15 protein-coding genes, 1 tRNA gene and 1 riboswitch are annotated in these 17,695 nt (G+C 54.1%); of the genes, 2 read left to right on the plus strand and 14 right to left on the minus strand.

The genetic code is table 11. From position 1 onward, the window contains the following. Window positions 1-11: 11 nt before the first annotated feature. The 7 genes from CCY01nite_RS00650 to CCY01nite_RS00680 form a co-directional block, all read right to left on the minus strand. The gene (locus tag CCY01nite_RS00650) at window positions 12-1,400 is read right to left on the minus strand and encodes a Gfo/Idh/MocA family protein (RefSeq protein WP_146857376.1); all 1,389 of its coding nucleotides are present in this window, start codon (window positions 1,398-1,400) and stop codon (window positions 12-14) included. Between the two features lie 173 nt (window positions 1,401-1,573). Further along, window positions 1,574-2,320, minus strand: coding sequence for a succinate dehydrogenase/fumarate reductase iron-sulfur subunit (locus CCY01nite_RS00655; protein ID WP_146857377.1), 747 nt, complete (start codon window positions 2,318-2,320; stop codon window positions 1,574-1,576). Window positions 2,321-2,357: 37 nt separating this feature from the next. Beyond that, window positions 2,358-4,331 carry a fumarate reductase/succinate dehydrogenase flavoprotein subunit gene (locus CCY01nite_RS00660; protein ID WP_146857378.1) on the minus strand — a complete coding sequence of 658 codons (1,974 nt, stop codon included), beginning with the start codon at window positions 4,329-4,331 and terminating at the stop codon, window positions 2,358-2,360. Between the two features lie 14 nt (window positions 4,332-4,345). Further along, the gene (locus CCY01nite_RS00665) at window positions 4,346-5,032 is read right to left on the minus strand and encodes a succinate dehydrogenase cytochrome b subunit (RefSeq protein ID WP_146857379.1); all 687 of its coding nucleotides are present in this window, start codon (window positions 5,030-5,032) and stop codon (window positions 4,346-4,348) included. 105 nt (window positions 5,033-5,137) lie between these two features. Further along, entirely contained in the window at window positions 5,138-5,701 is a 564-nt protein-coding gene (locus tag CCY01nite_RS00670; RefSeq protein ID WP_146857380.1) for a hypothetical protein, read from the minus strand. A 35-nt stretch (window positions 5,702-5,736) separates the two neighbouring features. After that, complete coding sequence (gene murQ / locus CCY01nite_RS00675) at window positions 5,737-6,549, minus strand: N-acetylmuramic acid 6-phosphate etherase (protein ID WP_146857381.1); 813 nt, start codon at window positions 6,547-6,549, stop codon at window positions 5,737-5,739. Between the two features lie 8 nt (window positions 6,550-6,557). Then, a complete protein-coding gene (locus tag CCY01nite_RS00680; RefSeq protein WP_146857382.1) occupies window positions 6,558-7,409 on the minus strand; it encodes an N-acetylglucosamine kinase in 852 nt (283 codons plus the stop codon). A 114-nt stretch (window positions 7,410-7,523) separates the two neighbouring features. On the opposite strand from CCY01nite_RS00680, the gene CCY01nite_RS00685 reads away from it, so the two are divergent. Then, complete coding sequence (locus CCY01nite_RS00685) at window positions 7,524-9,131, plus strand: S41 family peptidase (protein ID WP_146857383.1); 1,608 nt, start codon at window positions 7,524-7,526, stop codon at window positions 9,129-9,131. A gap of 82 nt (window positions 9,132-9,213) precedes the next feature. Here CCY01nite_RS00685 and CCY01nite_RS00690 read toward each other — a convergent pair whose 3' ends face one another. From CCY01nite_RS00690 to CCY01nite_RS00715, 6 genes are all read right to left on the minus strand, one after another. After that, window positions 9,214-9,666 carry a hypothetical protein gene (locus CCY01nite_RS00690; RefSeq protein ID WP_146857384.1) on the minus strand — a complete coding sequence of 151 codons (453 nt, stop codon included), beginning with the start codon at window positions 9,664-9,666 and terminating at the stop codon, window positions 9,214-9,216. Window positions 9,667-9,898: 232 nt separating this feature from the next. Beyond that, window positions 9,899-10,105 (minus strand): hypothetical protein, encoded by a 207-nt coding sequence (locus CCY01nite_RS00695; protein WP_146857385.1) that lies wholly within the window; start codon window positions 10,103-10,105, stop codon window positions 9,899-9,901. Window positions 10,106-10,188: 83 nt separating this feature from the next. Further along, a complete protein-coding gene (gene der / locus CCY01nite_RS00700) occupies window positions 10,189-11,502 on the minus strand; it encodes a ribosome biogenesis GTPase Der (protein WP_146857386.1) in 1,314 nt (437 codons plus the stop codon). Window positions 11,503-11,527: 25 nt separating this feature from the next. After that, window positions 11,528-12,400: a GTPase Era gene (gene era, locus CCY01nite_RS00705; protein WP_146857387.1), complete on the minus strand. Its 873-nt coding sequence runs from the start codon at window positions 12,398-12,400 to the stop codon at window positions 11,528-11,530. A gap of 143 nt (window positions 12,401-12,543) precedes the next feature. After that, window positions 12,544-12,615: transfer RNA gene (locus tag CCY01nite_RS00710), tRNA-Met, on the minus strand. A 525-nt stretch (window positions 12,616-13,140) separates the two neighbouring features. Continuing rightward, window positions 13,141-13,527, minus strand: a complete 387-nt coding sequence (locus CCY01nite_RS00715; protein WP_146857388.1) for a single-stranded DNA-binding protein — start codon at window positions 13,525-13,527, stop codon at window positions 13,141-13,143. 184 nt (window positions 13,528-13,711) lie between these two features. Beyond that, window positions 13,712-13,805, plus strand: a riboswitch (TPP riboswitch). A 149-nt stretch (window positions 13,806-13,954) separates the two neighbouring features. On the opposite strand from CCY01nite_RS00715, the gene CCY01nite_RS00720 reads away from it, so the two are divergent. Next, entirely contained in the window at window positions 13,955-16,321 is a 2,367-nt protein-coding gene (locus CCY01nite_RS00720) for a TonB-dependent receptor (RefSeq protein WP_146857389.1), read from the plus strand. A gap of 32 nt (window positions 16,322-16,353) precedes the next feature. Here the strand turns inward: CCY01nite_RS00720 and argH are convergent, their stop codons facing one another. Beyond that, entirely contained in the window at window positions 16,354-17,688 is a 1,335-nt protein-coding gene (gene argH, locus CCY01nite_RS00725; protein ID WP_146857390.1) for an argininosuccinate lyase, read from the minus strand. Between the last annotated feature and the right edge of the window lie 7 nt (window positions 17,689-17,695).

Here is a 17,695-nt window from a genome sequence, read left to right on the forward strand (position 1 = left end):
ATTTAAGGAAATTACACGATCTTCATCCGCTCCGCATCCCAGTTGATCACCTTCTTTTTAAAGTAGCTTTCATTCACCGCCAGCGCCGGCCCAGCGGCCCGCAGGCCGAAAGTGGCGTCTTCCACCACGGGTTTGCCCGAGCGGATGGATTCAAAGAAGTTCACGAAGTGATCGTACCGGTCGTCATACCCTTCTGGCGCGCGGAAAGCGGATTCTTCGGTCTTCACTTCGGCGCGGTCCGCCGCGCTGTATTTGGCGTTGTATTGTTTTACAAATTCTTCCTGCTGCGCTTTGGTGAAGGTGTTGTAGGTATCCCATCCACCGTAGCCCGGCGCCACCGGCAGTTTATGCTGCTTTATTTTGAAATCGTTCCAGCCCAGTTCCAGTACGCCTTCCGTACCAATAAGACGGGTAAACTCCGATCCGCCGCCGCCGTCCGCGAAGTTCACGCGCAGCGTCATCTGGAAAGCGGCGTGGTCCTTCGTTTCCGGGTAATCGAAAATGGCGGTCATCAGGTCGGGTACGTCCCGGCCATCTTTCCACTGTACCAGGTTGCCGGAAGAGAAAATACGTTCGGGGCCTTTTGAGCCGATCATAAAATGGAGGCCGGTGATGAGGTGCACGAACAGGTCGCCGGGAACGCCGGTGCCATAGGCCTGGTAGTTCCGCCAGCGGAAGAACCGCACCGGGTCGAAAGGCACTTTGGGCGTATCTTTCAGGAAGGCGTCAAAATCGATGGTCTTTGGACTGGCGTCCGGCGGAATGGAATATTGCCAGGCGCCGAGTGCGCTGTGCCGGTCAATTTTCGCTTCCACCAGGTTCAGCTGCCCGATGTCTCCCGCGAGGTAACGTTTGCGCGCTTCCGCCAGCGCCACGCTGCTCACGCGCTGACTGCCTACCTGCAGCACTTTGCCGGTGCGGCGCTGCGTTTCTATCACCGCATGACCTTCTTCTATCTGCTGCACCATCGGTTTTTCACAGTACACATGCTTTCCTTTTTCCATCGCCGCAATGGCCTGCGTATCATGCCAATGGTCCGGCGTGGCGATGATCACGGCATCCACATCTTTCCGTTCCAATACTTCGCGGTAATCGCGGGTAGTAAAAATATGCTGGCCGTACACGGACTTTGCCTTTTCAAGATGGCCGGTGTACAGGTCTGCCACGGCCACCAGCTCCACGCCCGGCACTTTCAGGGCGCAGCTCACATCGCCGAAGCCCATGATGCCCATACCGATGCCGGCTATACGAATTTTATCATTGGAAGAAACAGGTTTATCCGCCTGCAACAGGTATGCTTTCTCCGGCGTGGCGGCCAGGCTGCCGAGTGGACCGGCGCCCATCAAAGCGGCGGCACTGCCCAGCTGCTTAATGAATTTCCTGCGGGAATTATCAGACATATAAAACGTTTTGATGAGAAGGTAACGTTCAACAAGTTAATAAAAAAGCGGCTGTCATTCAAAAGCCATTCCAATGCTCTTCAAATGCCATTCAAAAGCATTCAAAAAGAAAGGTTGCACCAGTTCCCTGATGCAACCTTCTTTTTTGCATTGCCTATAGTAAGTAGTACAGATTATTCGGAGCTGAGCCCTGCCACCAGTACCTCGCGGTTCAGCCGCGCGATGTTGGTGAGGGAGATGCCTTTGGGGCATTCCGCTTCGCAGGCGCCGGTGTTGGTGCAGGAACCGAATCCTTCCTTGTCCATCTGCGCCACCATGTTCAGCGCGCGTTGCTTGCGCTCGGGATGACCTTGCGGCAGCAGCGCCAGCTGGGATACCTTGGCGGAAGTGAACAGCATGGCGGAAGAGTTCTTGCAGGCGGCTACGCAGGCGCCGCAACCGATACAGGCTGCTGCTGCGAAGGCCGCATCCGCGTCGTGCTTGTCGATCGGGATGGCATTGGCGTCTACCGCGTTACCGGTGTTTACGGAGATGTAACCGCCGGCCTGGATGATGCGGTCAAAGGCGGTACGGTCTACCGTCAGGTCTTTGATCACCGGGAAAGCAGCGGCGCGCCAGGGCTCTACCACAATGGTATCGCCGTCGTTATACGCGCGCATGTGCAGCTGGCAGGTGGTGGTCTCATCCCAGGGGCCGTGCGCGCGGCCGTTGATATACATGGAGCACATGCCACAGATACCCTCACGGCAGTCGTGGTCAAATGCGATAGGATCTTTTCCTTCGTTGATCAAACGCTCATTCAACACGTCGAACACTTCCAGGAAAGACATGTCTTTGGAGACATCTGAAACCTGGTAGGTCTCAAACCGGCCTTTTTCCTGGCTGTTCTGCTGGCGCCAAACTTTTAATGTGAGCTTCATAATTATTAATCTTAATCGTGAATGGAAAGCTGGTTTATTACTTGTAGCTGCGCTGCGTAGGATGTACGATATCGAATGTCAGCGCTTCCTTGTGCAGTTCGGAGCTGCCCGGGCCTTTATATTCCCATGCCGCTACGAACGAGAAGTTGTCGTCGTTGCGTTTTGCTTCGCCTTCTTCTGTCTGTGACTCCTCGCGGAAGTGACCGCCGCAGGATTCCTTTCTTTGCAGCGCGTCTTTACACATCAGTTCGCCCAGTTCCAGGAAGTCCGCCACGCGGCCGGCTTTTTCCAGCTCGGGATTGAACTCGTGCTGTGAACCGGGGATGCGTACATTCTGCCAGAACTCGGCCCTTAACGCCTGTATTTCGCCGATCGCTTCTGTCAGTCCTTTTTCATTCCTGGCCATGCCGCATTTATCCCACATGATCTTGCCGAGCGCTTTATGGAAGTGGTCTACGGAATGCTGCCCCTTGATGCTCATCAGCTTGTCCAGCTGATCCTGCACGGCTTTCTCTGTTTCCACGAAAGCGGGGTGGTCCAGCGGGATGGGCTTGGTCTGCAGCTCGTCCGCGAGGTAGTTGCCGATGGTGTAAGGGATCACGAAGTAACCGTCTGCCAGGCCCTGCATCAATGCGGAAGCGCCGAGGCGGTTTGCGCCGTGGTCGGAGAAGTTGGCTTCGCCGAGGGCATAGAGGCCGGGAACGGTGGTCATCAGCTCATAGTCCACCCACAGGCCGCCCATGGTGTAGTGCACCGCGGGGTAAATGCGCATCGGGGTTTCGTATGGATTTTCGCCGGTGATCTTGGCATACATGTCGAACAGGTTGCCGTATTTCTCGGCTACCACGCTTTTACCGAGCTTGATGATCTCTTCCTTGCCGGCGTTATCATCACCTTTTTTGCCCGCCTCGATCTTGCCGTAGCGCAGGATGGCTTCCGCGAAATCCAGGTACACGGCCATTTTGGAGGCGCCTACGCCATAGCCTTCGTCGCATCTTTCTTTCGCTGCGCGGGAGGCCACGTCGCGGGGAACGAGGTTACCGAAGGCGGGGTATCTCCTTTCCAGGTAATAGTCCCTTTCTTCTTCGGGTATATCGGTGGCTTTGCGGTTGTCGTCTTTTTTCTTCGGCACCCAGATGCGGCCGTCGTTCCGGAGGGATTCGGACATCAGGGTGAGCTTGCTCTGGTGGTCGCCGGAAACGGGGATACAGGTCGGGTGGATCTGCGTGAAGCAGGGGTTCCCGAAGTATGCGCCGCGTTTGTGCGCCTTCCAGGCTGCCGTTACATTGGAGCCCATGGCGTTGGTGGAGAGGAAGAACACGTTGCCGTAGCCGCCGCTGCACAGCAGCACGGCATGGCCGAAGTGTCTTTCCAGTTTACCGGACACCAGGTCGCGCGCAATGATGCCGCGCGCTTTGCCGTCCACCGTTACGATGTCCAGCATTTCATGGCGGTTGTACATTTTAACGTTGCCGAGGGCTACCTGGCGCTGCAGCGCGGAGTAAGCGCCGAGCAGCAGCTGCTGGCCGGTCTGGCCCGCGGCATAAAAAGTACGTTGTACCTGTGTGCCGCCGAAAGAGCGGTTGCTCAGCAATCCGCCGTATTCACGCGCGAAGGGAACACCCTGCGCCACACACTGGTCGATGATGGAAGCGCTCACTTCCGCCAGGCGGTATACGTTGCCTTCGCGGGAGCGGTAGTCGCCACCTTTTACAGTATCGTAAAACAGACGGAACACAGAGTCACCGTCGTTCTGGTAATTCTTTGCGGCATTGATACCGCCCTGCGCTGCAATACTGTGCGCGCGGCGGGGACTGTCCTGGAAACAAAATGCTTTCACCTTGTACCCCAGCTCGGCGAGGGAAGCGGCGGCGGAAGCGCCGGCAAGACCGGTGCCTATTACGATCACTTCCAGTTTCCGTTTGTTGGCGGGATTCACCAGCTTCACGGTGCTTTTATATTTGCTCCACTTGGTTTCCAGCGGTCCGGCAGGAATTTTTGCATTCAACATATATCCTTGCTTTATCAGATTTGTTTAAGATAAATAACAACCGGGATCACTGCAAAACCAACCGGGATCAATATTCCGAAGAGATAAATACCGATGAAGTTGAGGATGCCGTTGTACTTTTTGTGGTTCAGGCCGAAGGTCTGGCAGGCGCTTTTAAAACCGTGTATCAGGTGGAAAGACAGCGCGATCATGCCGAGCACGTACAGCACCACGATCCATAACTGCGCAAAGCCGGCGTACACCACCTCGTACAGGTTGCCTACTTCCGTAACAGCGCCGTAGCTGACAGTGCCAATATCGCCATAATGCATGGCCCACCAGAACTGCGACAGGTGAATGACCAGGAAAATGAACAGGATGCTGCCCATAACAGCCATCTGGCGGCTGTACCAGGACGACGTTTTGTTCCCCGGCTTTACCGCGTACTTTACGGGCCGTGCTCTTTGGTTCTGCACCGTGAGCACAATAGCGATGATGGCATGCAGCAGGATGATGACCTTCAGGCCCCAGGCGAGGAACTGGATGAACCCGTTATGACCCATGAAAGCCGCATAGGTATTAAAGGCTTCACCTCCATCGTCTTTCAGCAAAGAGATGTTCCCGGCCAGGTGCACGATCACAAATGCGCACAGGAAAAAACCGGTAGCACCTACCAGCAACTTTTTACCAATGGAGGTATTAAAGAATTGCGACCATTTCATAAGATACGTTCTAAGCTTCCTTTAGTGTTGATGAAATAAGTGAAATGTCGGGCAAATATAAAACATGAAAAATTAACCCCAAATGATATTTATCACGAAAAAGCCCTATTCAAGACGGCGCATCATCCAGTTATCCACGAGATGAAACAGGTGCTGGGGCAGAAAAGTACGCCATTTCGGCTCATCGAACAGATGCACGTAGTGGTCCAGTCTTCCTCTCTCGAATTCTTCCCGGGTCTGTACCGGCATGTTCAGCGCTACGATCCAGCCGCCTTCATCCCGTATATCGTCCCACCACTCTTCATAATAACAATCATCGGAAGAATAAAAGTTCAGCACGTTCTCGCAGATGAGGATGAATTTGTGGATGCCATGGCTGATGAGCAGGTCGATGATGTCCCGCTTGAGCGTCATCACATTATTCTCCACAGCATCGTTCCACTCTCCTATCAGCTCGATGATGGCGTAGTTGAACTGGTAGTCGGCGAACAGGATTTTCATGTAGAGGTTCGGCGCGCCGAAGTCGTCCCACTGGGGATGGATATAATAGTTGTAAACGGTATTGCTATACTCGAACTCGCTGTATTCGCGCCCATAGAACGGCGACAGCTCATCCTCCTCCGCTGTGTACAAATGCCGCCAGTTATAAAATGGTTCTATGTCGTGCATGTCTGAATGCTTATTGGAGGCAATTTAGGATTTTTTTACTTCCGGCTTTCCACCGCCCGCTTCACGCTTCCGAACTCCAGCAGCAAGGTTTTGGCCTCTTCGTACCCGGTCAGCTGCAGTTGTTCCATGACCATTTTCACGCCGCGGTCCACCAGTTTTTCGTTGCTGAGCTGCATGTTCACCATCTTGTTGTCTTCCACTCTGCCGAGCTGGATCATAACGGCCGTGGAGATCATGTTCAGCACGAGCTTCTGGGCGGTGCCGCTTTTCATGCGGGTGCTGCCGGTCACAAATTCCGGCCCTACCACCACTTCCACGGGGAAGTCCGCATGCTCGGACACGGGCGCGCCGGGGTTACAGCTGATGCTGCCGGTGATAATGCCGTTGCTGCGGCAGGCTTGCAAGGCGCCGATCACATAAGGGGTGGTGCCGCTGGCGGCGATGCCTACGACTACGTCCTTATCGCTGATATTGCATTGCTGTAAGTCGCGCCAGCCCTGCTCGCGGTCGTCTTCCGCATTTTCAACGGCCCTGCGGATGGCGGAGTCGCCACCGGCGATGAGCCCTACCACCAGCCCCTGCGGAACGCCGTAGGTAGGCGGGCATTCGGAGGCGTCCAGGATGCCCAGGCGGCCGCTGGTGCCGGCGCCCATATAAAAAAGACGGCCGCCGGCCAGCATTTTGTCTGCTATCGCGGCGGTCAGCTTCGTGATCTGGGGAATGGCCTTCTCAACGGCCAGGGGAACGGTCTGGTCTTCTTTGTTGATATTGGTCAGCACTTCCTGGATGCTCATTTTTTCCAGGTGGTGATAATGGCTTGCCTGCTCTGTTACTTTTGTGAACGTCATAGTTTTTTTTATTCTTCCTTGTGAAATTGAATCAGCCCATCCATGGGATTTTTCAGCACTTTGCCGAGCTGCAGCTCATAGAGATCGCACAGCTCTTCCAGGATGTCGCGGAAATGCCAGGCCACGCTTCCGGTGAAGTGCAGCGGCACCGTCCAGCTTTCGCTGTATTTGTAAATATGGCTGAAGAAAAACTCGTTCAGCCCGTCTTCCAGGATGTTTTCGATCATGTAGTGATCGCGGTTCTCGGAGAGGAAAGGCGTGAAAGAGGCCAGGTAACGGTTGGGCAGGGGCTTGCGGTATACGTTTTCCAGTATCTGGTCTTTGTTCACTTTGAACTTTTCCTCGAAGCGGAAACGCATCTCATCGTCGAAAGTATGGTAAAGATAATACTGCACCACCTTTTTGCCGAGGAAAGCGCCGCTGCCCTCATCGCCCAGGATGAAGCCCAGGCCCGGATTGTTTTTAACAATATCCTTCCCGTCATAATAACAGGAGTTGGAGCCGGTTCCCAGGATGCTCGCCACGCCGGGCTCGCTGCCGCAAAGCGCGCGGGCGGCCGCCATCAGGTCGTGATTGACCGAAATAACCGCTTCCGGCCAGACTTTCTGCAGGCTGTTTTTCACCAGGGCCACATTCTGCTCGTTGCCGCAGCCCGTGCCGTAGAAGAACACTTCATCCGGCCGGGCTTCCCCCAGTTGCGGTAACAGTTCCGCCCGTACGATCTCCTCTATCTGGAGACCGCTCAGGAAATAAGGGCTCATTCCCTGGGTGGAAAATGCATTCCCGTTCTTACCGCTCATCAGGCGCCATTCCGCTTTTGTTGACCCACTATCCGCTACCAGCTTTACTTTCGAAGGCATGACCGATCGTTTATGAAATTAAAGATTAGATGTAATTGTTTTGCTTCCGAATATGCTATTTTTGTCCACAAGTTAAGCAAAAGGGGTATTCCCGTCAACGTTTTAAATATTCATATGTCCGAGAACAGGAAGCTAAAAGTGTTTTTGCCCTTGTTATTCGCCCTCGTACTTGCGCTGGGCATGTACCTGGGGCACAAGATGCCGGCCGCGCGCAACAGCGATTCGGTCATCTTTTTCAATAACAAAAGAGGATCGCTGCAGGAAGTAATGGACCTGCTGAAATATAAATATGTGGATACGCTGGACCTTTCTGATGCGCAGGAAGAAGCGATCGAAGGGTTGCTTTCTCACCTGGACCCGCACTCCATCTACATCCCGCCCGCCAATGTGCAGGAAGTGAATGAAGACCTGGACGGGAACTTTGAAGGCATCGGCGTGGAATTCAACATCATCCGCGATACCGTGAACATCCTCAGCGTGATCGCCGGCGGCCCTTCCGATGCGGCGGGCGTGCTGACGGGCGACAAAATACTGGCCGTGAACGACAGCATCAAAGTGGCCGGCACGAGCATTACGGCAGACAAGATCCGCAAACTGCTGCGCGGCCCGCGCAACTCTACCGTGAAAACCCGGATGCTGCGCGGCAACAAGGAGCTGGACGTGACCATCAAAAGAGGCGTTATTCCCCTGTACAGTATCGACGCGAGCTATATGGCCGCTCCGGGCATCGGCTACGTGAAGCTCAGCAAATTCTCCGCCACCACCTATACGGAATTTATGGAAGCGCTGCGCAAGCTGCAAAAACTTGGCATGACCAAGCTGGTGCTCGACCTCCGGCAGAATGGCGGCGGGCTGCTGGACGCGGCCGTTCGCGTGGCGGACGAGCTGCTGCCGGACAACGAGCTGATCGTATATACACAGGGAAAGAGCTACCCGCGGCAGGATTATAAGTCCACCCGCCCGGGGCTTTTTGAAAAAGGCGCCCTCACCGTGCTGCTGGACGAAGGTTCCGCTTCCGCCAGTGAAGTGCTGGCAGGCGCCATACAGGACCACGACCGCGGCGAGATCATCGGGCGGCGCAGCTTCGGGAAGGGCCTCGTGCAGGAACCTTTCGACCTGAGCAACGGCGGCACCCTCCGCCTCACCATCGCCAGGTATTACCTCCCTTCCGGCAGAAGCATCCAGAAAAGCTACCAGAACGGCCGCGAAGCATATGAAGAAGACATTGCCAACCGCTACTCCCATGGCGAGTTCCTGAGCCGCGACAGCATTCATCCGCTCGATACCATGCCTTACAAGACGGACAAAGGACGGATCGTTTACGGCGGCGGGGGTATTATGCCGGACGTATTCATTCCTTTTGATACCACCCGGTATTCCGTGTTGCTAACGGACCTGTATACACGTAATGTGTTCGGTGATTTTATTTACCAGTATTACACCGCGCATGCGGGTGATTTCTCAAAATACAAGGACGCTGTTACTTTCAACGAACAGTTCCGCACAGATGATGCATTGCTGCAGGCGTTCAGGGCGCATGCCGTTCGCGCGGGCGTGCAGATGGACAGGATGAGCGAAAAGGACGCGGCCGAGATCAGAATCCGGCTGAAAGCCCTGCTGGCCAGGCAACTATGGCGCAGCGAAGGGTTTTACATGGTGATCAACGAAAGCGATCCGGTGATACTCCGGGCAGTGGATGCGCTGGAAAAAACGAACGATTGATAATATTATAAAGACATGCTGAAAGGGCTGACCATCGCCGGTCGGCCCTTGTTCATTTTGTAATCTCCGGAAGGCGCTTCATCTACTTCCCGTTTTCCTCCTTCCAGCTTTCCGCACGCCCCTCTGGATCATAATACATAATTCCAAAACAGATCACCACCCAGTAACTCACCACCGCGATCATCACAAACGTATCCATCAGGCTCCAGTCGCTGAAAGCCATGATAATGCCGAAAGGCAGCAACGTCAATACGGAAGCTACCGGCAGCAGCCAGCGCCGCAGCATCTTCCCTTCCGCGCCGCGCATGATCAAAAAGTGCGTAGCCAGGCATAGCAGGAACCAGCTTGGCAAAGAAAACAGGAAACCGACGAAGAACATGGGAAAGATCAGCACCCATCCGGCGGAGATCATGCTGGTAGGGCCGTCGCTGATGCCCGTCTGCTCATAAAAATAATTCAGGGAAACAGCAAGTAAAGGCGCCACACCCACGGCGGTAAACCATACGCGGGTAGCAAACCACATGGCTTGTGACATAGGTATTGAGGTTTTAGGTTCACAGGTATTGGTCATGCACTGATATATTCAAAAATAATAATTATATCGTGCCGAAAAATGACATGAATGTGGGGTTCGGGGACCGTGCGGGAATAAAAAAAATCCTCCCGAGGTATGACAAGAAGCAGGAGAAGGTGCCCTGGAACTGTCAGGAATAAAAAAATCCTCCCCCGTTGCCAGGAGAGGACGTATACTTTCTTTGTCAGCTATCTTAGTGCTGGTGAGCAGCGCTGTCAGCAGGTGCAGCAGCAGCGGAATCAGCAGGAGCAACAGCAGAAGAATCTGCGGGAGCAGCTTCAGGAGCAGCTTCGGTTGCAGGAGCAGCTTCAGTAGCTGTAGAATCATTAGTTGTAGAAGTTGCGCTGTTGCAAGCTACGAACATACCGGTAGCGATAGCTAAAACGAATAATTTTTTCATGTTGATGTGATGTTTTTGAATCGCCGCAAAATTATCCAAAAATCTTCAAATACAAAATTATTTTTTATATAAAATGTATTGATCTACTTCTTTCTGAAGTAAATTCTGACCGGAACGCCCTGAAAGTTAAAGTTTTCGCGGAGTTTGTTCTCCAGGTAATTCCTGTAGGGCGTTTTGATATCGTCCGGCAGGTTGGCGAAGAACGCGAACGCGGGCGTATGGGTGGGCAGCTGCGTTACATATTTGATCTTGATGGCCGTTCCTCTCACTACGGGCGGGCGGTATGCCTCGATGGCCTTCAGCATCACTTCGTTCAGCCTGGCCGTCTGCACCTTGCGCTGGCGGTTCTCGTATACTTCCAGCGCTACTTCCACCGCCTTGAAGATCCTTTGCTTTTCGATCACGGCGCCGAAAATGATGGGCACGTCCGTGAACGGTGCGATCCTGTTTTTCAGCTCTTTTTCGTAATCGCGGGCGGTGTTCGTTTCCTTGTCCACCAGGTCCCATTTGTTCACGAAGATCACAACGCCCTTGCCTTTGCGGGCTGCCAGGCTGAAGATGCTGAGATCCTGCGCCGTGATGCCCTTTTCGGCGTCCAGCAGCAGCAGGCAAACGTCCGCTTCGTCCAGCGCTTTGATGGCGCGGATCACGGAATAAAATTCCAGGTCCTCATGCACTTTGGCTTTGCGGCGGATACCGGCCGTATCGATGAGGATGAAATCCTTCTGGAAAAGCTTGTAACGGGTATGGATGGTATCGCGGGTGGTGCCGGCGATGTCTGATACAATGTTCCGCTCCTCCCCGATCAGTGCGTTCAGCAGGGAGGATTTACCCACGTTCGGCTGGCCGATGATGGCGATCTTTGGAATATTTTCTTCTCCGGGTGTGGCCACTTCGTCTTCCGGGATCAGCGCCACAACCTCGTCCAGCAACTCGCCGGTGCCGCTGCCTGACATGGAAGACAGGAAATGTATATGCTCGAAGCCGAGGCTGTAAAATTCCGCGGCCTCCATCTGGCGTTCGTGGTTATCTACCTTGTTCACCACCAGGTACACCGGTTTGCTGGAGCGGCGCAGCAGGTCCGCCACGTCTGCGTCCAGGTCCGTAATACCGGTGGTCACATCGCACATGAAGATGAGCACGTTGGCTTCTTCCATGGCGATCTTTACCTGTTTGCGGATCTCCCGTTCGAACACGTCTTCGCTTTTGGCAACGAAGCCGCCGGTATCGATCACATTGAAGGTTTTGCCGTTCCAATCGGCAATGCCGTACTGCCGGTCGCGGGTAACGCCGCTCACGTCGTCTACAATGGCCTTCCGCTGCTCAAGCAGGCGGTTGAACAGCGTAGATTTTCCCACATTGGGGCGCCCCACAATTGCTACTGTAAAACCAGGCATGTTATCAGTGTTTTTAAAATTGTCTTTAAATCAGCCCGTATTCCTTCAGGTACAGGTCGTTATCCCGCCATTTGTCGCGCACCTTCACGTGCAGTTCCAGGAATACCTTGCGGTCCAGGAACTTCTCAATGTCTACCCGCGCACGGGAGCCGATCTCGCGGATGGACTTCCCTTTTTCACCGAGGATAATGCCTTTCTGGGTTTCGCGGGTCACCACAATGTCCGCCGAGATCTTGGTAAGCGTATGCTTCTCCTGGAACTGTGTGACCACTACGGCCGTATGGTACGGGATCTCTTCTTCGAAGAGATGGAATATCTTTTCACGGATGATCTCCGCCACAAAAAAGCGTGTAGACCTGTCCGTTAGCGTGTCTTCCGGGTAGAAGGGCTCGCTTTCGGGCAGCAGGCTGACGATCTTTTCTAACAGCGTATTCAGTCCTTTTTTCTGCAGGGCGGAAATAGCCACTACGTCGCTGGCTTTACCCCAGGCCCGGCAGCGTTCCAGCAGCTTTTCAAGGTCTGCTTTCTCCAGCGTGTCCATTTTGTTCACTACCAGCAGGCTGGTGGCTTTGAGCTTCAGGGAGCCGAACAGTTCCAGGCATTCTTCCACATTATCACGTGCATCCATCAGCAGCAGCGCTACGTCCGCATCTTCCAGCGCGGAGCGCACGGCGCCCATCATTTTCTCATGCAGCTTGTACTTCGGGTCTATGATGCCGGGCGTATCCGAGAACACGATCTGGTAGTCCTTTTCCGTGAGGATGCCGGTGATGCGGTGGCGCGTGGTCTGCACCTTTGGCGACACAATGGCGAGCTTCTCGCCCAACAGTGCGTTGAGCAAAGTGCTTTTCCCTGCATTGGGCTTACCAAAGATGTTGACGAAACCGGCGCGGTGCATACGATCGTGTTTTTATATGGCTGTTTCAGCACATGGGTGCAAAGGTAGTACAAATAAAAAAAGCCGAATTAACTTCGGCTTTTTACTTTTTTTAAGAAGGATGTCCGCTCTTGTTTGCAAAGAAGGATGCCACTTCTCTTCTGTAGCGAGGAGAGGATTCGAACCCCTGACCTTCGGGTTATGAGCCCGACGAGCTACCTCTGCTCTACCTCGCAATGTGGGTGCAAAGGTAGGGGAAAAATTAACGCAACCAAATCTTTTTCAGAATTTTACAACTCTTTTTTTCAGCGTGCTATTGGAAAGCGGCTACAGTAAAGGATTTCGGAGGAATAGAAAATTTCGCGCCGCTGGAAATGTTAAAACTGCCGTTGTGGGCAGCCAAACTAATACAGCACCCGGAAGCGGAAAAGATTGCGGGCAACCCACCGCTGGTCCGCCGAAAAAACGACGGCCACGTCCTGCTACAACTGACCGTTGGCCGAACAAAAATCCGATAGTATCTCTACTTCCGATGCATAGTCCCTACCGTCCTTCCAAACAGCTGAACAAGGCACAAAAATTCCGGCGGCCACCAGCCGTCAGGCAAATAATGCCCAAACGTTTCAGCTGAACAAGGCACAAAAATTCCGGCGGCGATCAGCCGTCAGGCAAATAATGCCGCAAATGTTTCAGCTGAACAAGGCGCAAAAATTCCGGCGGCTATCAGCCACCGGAATACGCCTCCAAAAGCAAACTGTCCCTTAAAACGGTAATTCCTCCGTCGGCTCCGGCGCCGGCGTTTCCGCGGCCGCGTTCTTTCCATCCGCCGCTTTCGGCCCGCCCGGCAGCAGCTTCACCTGCGTAACCCGCACTTTCAGCGCGGCGGCAGGCGTACCGTCGCTGGCCTTGTACAAATCGATATAAGGCGTTCCCTCCACGTACACCAGGGTCCCCTGCAACAGGTACGGGCCAATGGCATTCGGCGCCCACATGGCGCAGTCCGCCCACACAGTGCGCTCCTTCTGCATGCCCTGCGCATTTTTGTACCGCTCGTTATGCGCTACGGTGAAATTCAGAACGGCCTTCCCGTTCACATCGTTCTCCACGGCATTTTTGCCAACGTGGCCAATGATTTGAAGTTTGATCATCAGATAATGATTGTTTGGTCAACAAATAAATCCCTCAAAAATGATCTCTGCTATTATTCAAAATTGTGGAGAAGTATATAACGGGGTAACAGCAATGAAGTTAGCAAAAAAACCGGTACGGAAAAAAAATTCACCATAATTCCGCAAGGCATTCTACCTTTGCAGCGGAAACCGGATTTATTCCCTTTTCACCTCGGGGTGCCTTACTATCAGGCTGAGATCATACCCGTTGAACCTGGACCAGGTAATGCTGGTTAGGAAAGGTAAGTGATGTTCTCCTTACCTGTTATGGCGATAGTTGACAGTGCCGCATACGTGCAGCGCTGTTGTAACGGCATGTATAACACACACATGTAAATACAGGAAATACGATGAAGCCCGGCATAACACATGTATATGCCAGGCGCATCTGACTAAACATTAACAGATGAAACAAATGATGCTTTTAGCGCTGCTCGGCCTGTCCGTACTGGCCCAGGCGCAAACAGTGATCACCGGTACCGTGACGGACAAAACATCCGGGCAGCCGCTGCAGGGCGCCACCATTTCCCTCTCCACCGGCGGCAGCACTTATACCAATGCAAAAGGACAATACCGCCTTACCGCCACTGCAAACGGCGCTTTTACCATACAGGCGAGCTTCCTCGGGTACCGGACCATCCGGGAAACGGCCAGCGGCAAAACGCAATATGACTTCGCACTGGAAGAAACCGGCCTGTTCGTGAAACCAGTAGAGATCGCCAGCCTCCGCGCGGGCAGGGATGCTCCCTTCACCCGGTCGGACCTGAACAAGGAAGCCATCGCGCAACAAAACCTCGGGCAGGACCTGCCGCTGCTGCTGAACCAGCTGCCTTCCGTGGTCACCAATTCCGATGCCGGCGCGGGCGTAGGCTACACCGGCCTTCGTGTACGCGGCTCCGATATCACGCGCATTAATGTGACCGTCAACGGTATTCCCGTGAACGACGCGGAATCGCAAGGCACTTTCTTCGTGAACATGCCGGACTTCGCCTCCTCCGTCAACAGTATCCAGCTGCAACGCGGCGTGGGCACATCCACCAACGGCGCCGGCGCTTTCGGCGCTTCCCTCAACCTCAGCACCAACGAATACCGCGAAAACGCATACGGGGAGATCGACAACAGCTACGGCTCCTTCGATACCTGGAAACATACCGTGAAAGCAGGCAGCGGCCTCATCAACGGGCATTTCACCATCGATGCGCGCCTTTCGAAAATATCTTCCAACGGGTACATCGACAGGGCGTCTTCCGACCTCCGCTCCTTTTACACTTCCGCCGCCTATATCTCCGGCAAAACGGCCATCCGCCTGAACGTATTCTCCGGCAAGGAAAAAACCTACCAGGCATGGAACGGCGTGGATTCCGCCACGCTTCACACCAACCGCACCTACAATCCCAGCGGCGCCAACAAACCCGGCGCACCCTACGATAACGAAACCGACAATTACCAGCAGGACCACTACCAGCTGTTCCTCAACCAGTCCATCAACAACCAGCTCAACTTCAACATCGGCCTGCATTACACCCGCGGCCGCGGTTATTACGAGAATTACCGCGACGGGGAAAGCTATGCGGACTTCGGCGTGGAAGATCCCGTGTACAACGGCGCTCCCGTCACTACCACCGACCTCATCCGCCAGCTGTGGCTGGACAACCACTTCTATGGCGGCGTGTTCTCGCTGAACCACGACACGGGCAAACTTAACTGGAGCCTGGGCGGCGCGCTGAACCGCTACGACGGCGGCCATTACGGTAAAGTGATCTGGGCGCAGAACGGCGGGTTCGATAAAGACCACCGCTGGTACGACCTGGATGCTTTCAAAACAGATGCGAACATCTACTGGAAAGGAGAACTAACGGTAACGGATAAACTTAAATTATTTGCCGATGTGCAATACCGCCGCGTGAACTACGAGCTGAACGGCTTCCGCAACAACCCGGACATCCGCCGGCACGAGCGCTATAATTTCATCAATCCCAAAGGCGGCCTCAGCTTCCGGCTGAATGAGCAGCAGCATGTTTACGCCTCCTACGCCATCGGCAACAAGGAGCCGAACCGCGATGACTTTGAAGCGGCGCTGGAAGAAACGCCGAAGCACGAAACGCTGCGCAACCTCGAAGCCGGTTATGTGCTGCAAAGCCCGAAAGCCGGACTGCAGGCGAACGTGTACTACATGAACTATCGTAACCAACTGGTGCTGACAGGCAGGATCAACGACGTTGGCGCCTATGCCAGAACCAATATCCCGAAAAGCTACCGCCTGGGCATTGAGCTGGATGGGCATTACAACGTGCTTCCCCGGCTCACCCTCGCGGCGAACATCGCGCTCAGCCGCAACCGCATCGATGCGTTCACGGAGTATCTCGACGACTGGGATAACGGCGGGCAGAAAGCGGTGGAACACAAGAATACGGACATCTCCTTCTCCCCTGATCTGATCGCGGGGTATACCGTAAGTTACCGGCCGCTGAACGGCCTTGTGCTGGACTGGGTGGGGAAATACGTGAGCCGGCAGTACCTGGACAATACATCGGACGACCGGCGCAGCCTCGATGCTTTTATCGTGAACGACGTGCGCATCAACTATACAGTGCCGCAGCAGTTCTTCCGCTCACTGGGCCTGCAGCTTATGCTGAACAATATCTTTGCTGAAAAGTACGAACCGAACGGTTATACTTATGGCTACCTGGAAAACGGTACCGTGAAACGAGATAACTACTATTTTCCGATGGCCGGATTCAATTTCATGGCCGGTGTAAAGATCGGGTTATAAAGCAAAAGCCTCCGGTGTTCCGGAGGCTTTTTTTATGTCTTTACCAGCGCTTCAATTGCCTGATGCACTTTATCAAACGGAAAGCCCTGCAACACTTTTTCCATCTGCGCTTTCACCGCCTCATTCCCCGGGTTGCCGATACTTCCTTCATGCGTATGCCGCAGATCGGTATCCGGTTTGAAATTTCCTTTTTCGATATCAAGCCCTACCTGCTTGTACGCCTCGCGGAAGGGCGTGCCTTCCAGTACCAGGCGATTCACTACCTCCACGCTGAACAGGTATTGGTATTTTTCATCTTTCAGGATGTTTTCTTTAATGCGGATGTTTTCCAGCATCAGGCGGCTCATCTGTAAACAGTTGCGCAGCGTGGTGAATGCGGGGAAAAGGTTTTCCTTCAGTAGCTGCAGATCGCGGTGGTAGCCGGAAGGCAGGTTCACCGTCATCATGGCTATTTCATTGGGCAGCGCCTGCAGCTTGTTGCAATGTGAACGGATGAGTTCCCATACATCCGGATTCTTTTTATGCGGCATGATGCTGGAACCGGTGGTCAGCTCATCGGGGAAGCTGATGAAGCCGAAGTTCTGGTTCATGAACAGGCAGGCGTCCATCGCCATGCGGGAAAGCGTGGCGGCGATGCCGGCGAGGGCAAAGGCTACCAGCTTTTCGGTCTTTCCGCGGCCCATTTGCGCGTACACCACGTTGTAGTTGAGCGTTTCAAATCCCAGCAGCTCCGTTGTCATTGTACGGTTGAGCGGGAACGACGAGCCGTAACCGGCGGCGGAGCCGAGAGGGTTTTTATTCACTACTTTGTAAGCGCCCTGCAGCATTACGAGATCATCCACCAGGCTCTCTGCATACGCGCCGAACCACAGCCCGAAGGAAGAAGGCATGGCGATCTGCAGATGCGTGTAGCCGGGCAGGAGATGATTTTTGTATTGCCCGCTCTGCGACTGCAGCAGGTCGAACAGCGTTTTTGTTTCGTGTACGATGGATTCGAGTTCGCTGCGCAGGAAGAGTTTCAGGTCTACCAGCACCTGGTCGTTGCGGGAACGGCCGCTGTGGATCTTCTTGCCGGATTCTCCCAGCCGGCGCGTCAGCAGCAGTTCCACCTGCGAATGGATATCTTCCACGCCATCTTCCAGCACAAAATCGCCCGCGGCTATTTCGCGGTATATGTTCTTCAGTTCTTTTTGCAGAACGGTCAGTTCTTCTTTTGTCAGCAGGCCGATAGACTCCAGCATGGTGATGTGCGCCAGCGACCCCTGCACATCGAAGGGCGCGAGGTAAGCGTCCATTTCACGGTCGCGGCCCACGGTGAATTGCTCTACCGCCGCCAGTGATGCTTTATCTTTTTGCCAAAGTTTCATGTCCTTC

The organism is Chitinophaga cymbidii (genome assembly GCF_007992715.1).
GTDB lineage: Bacteria > Bacteroidota > Bacteroidia > Chitinophagales > Chitinophagaceae > Chitinophaga > Chitinophaga cymbidii.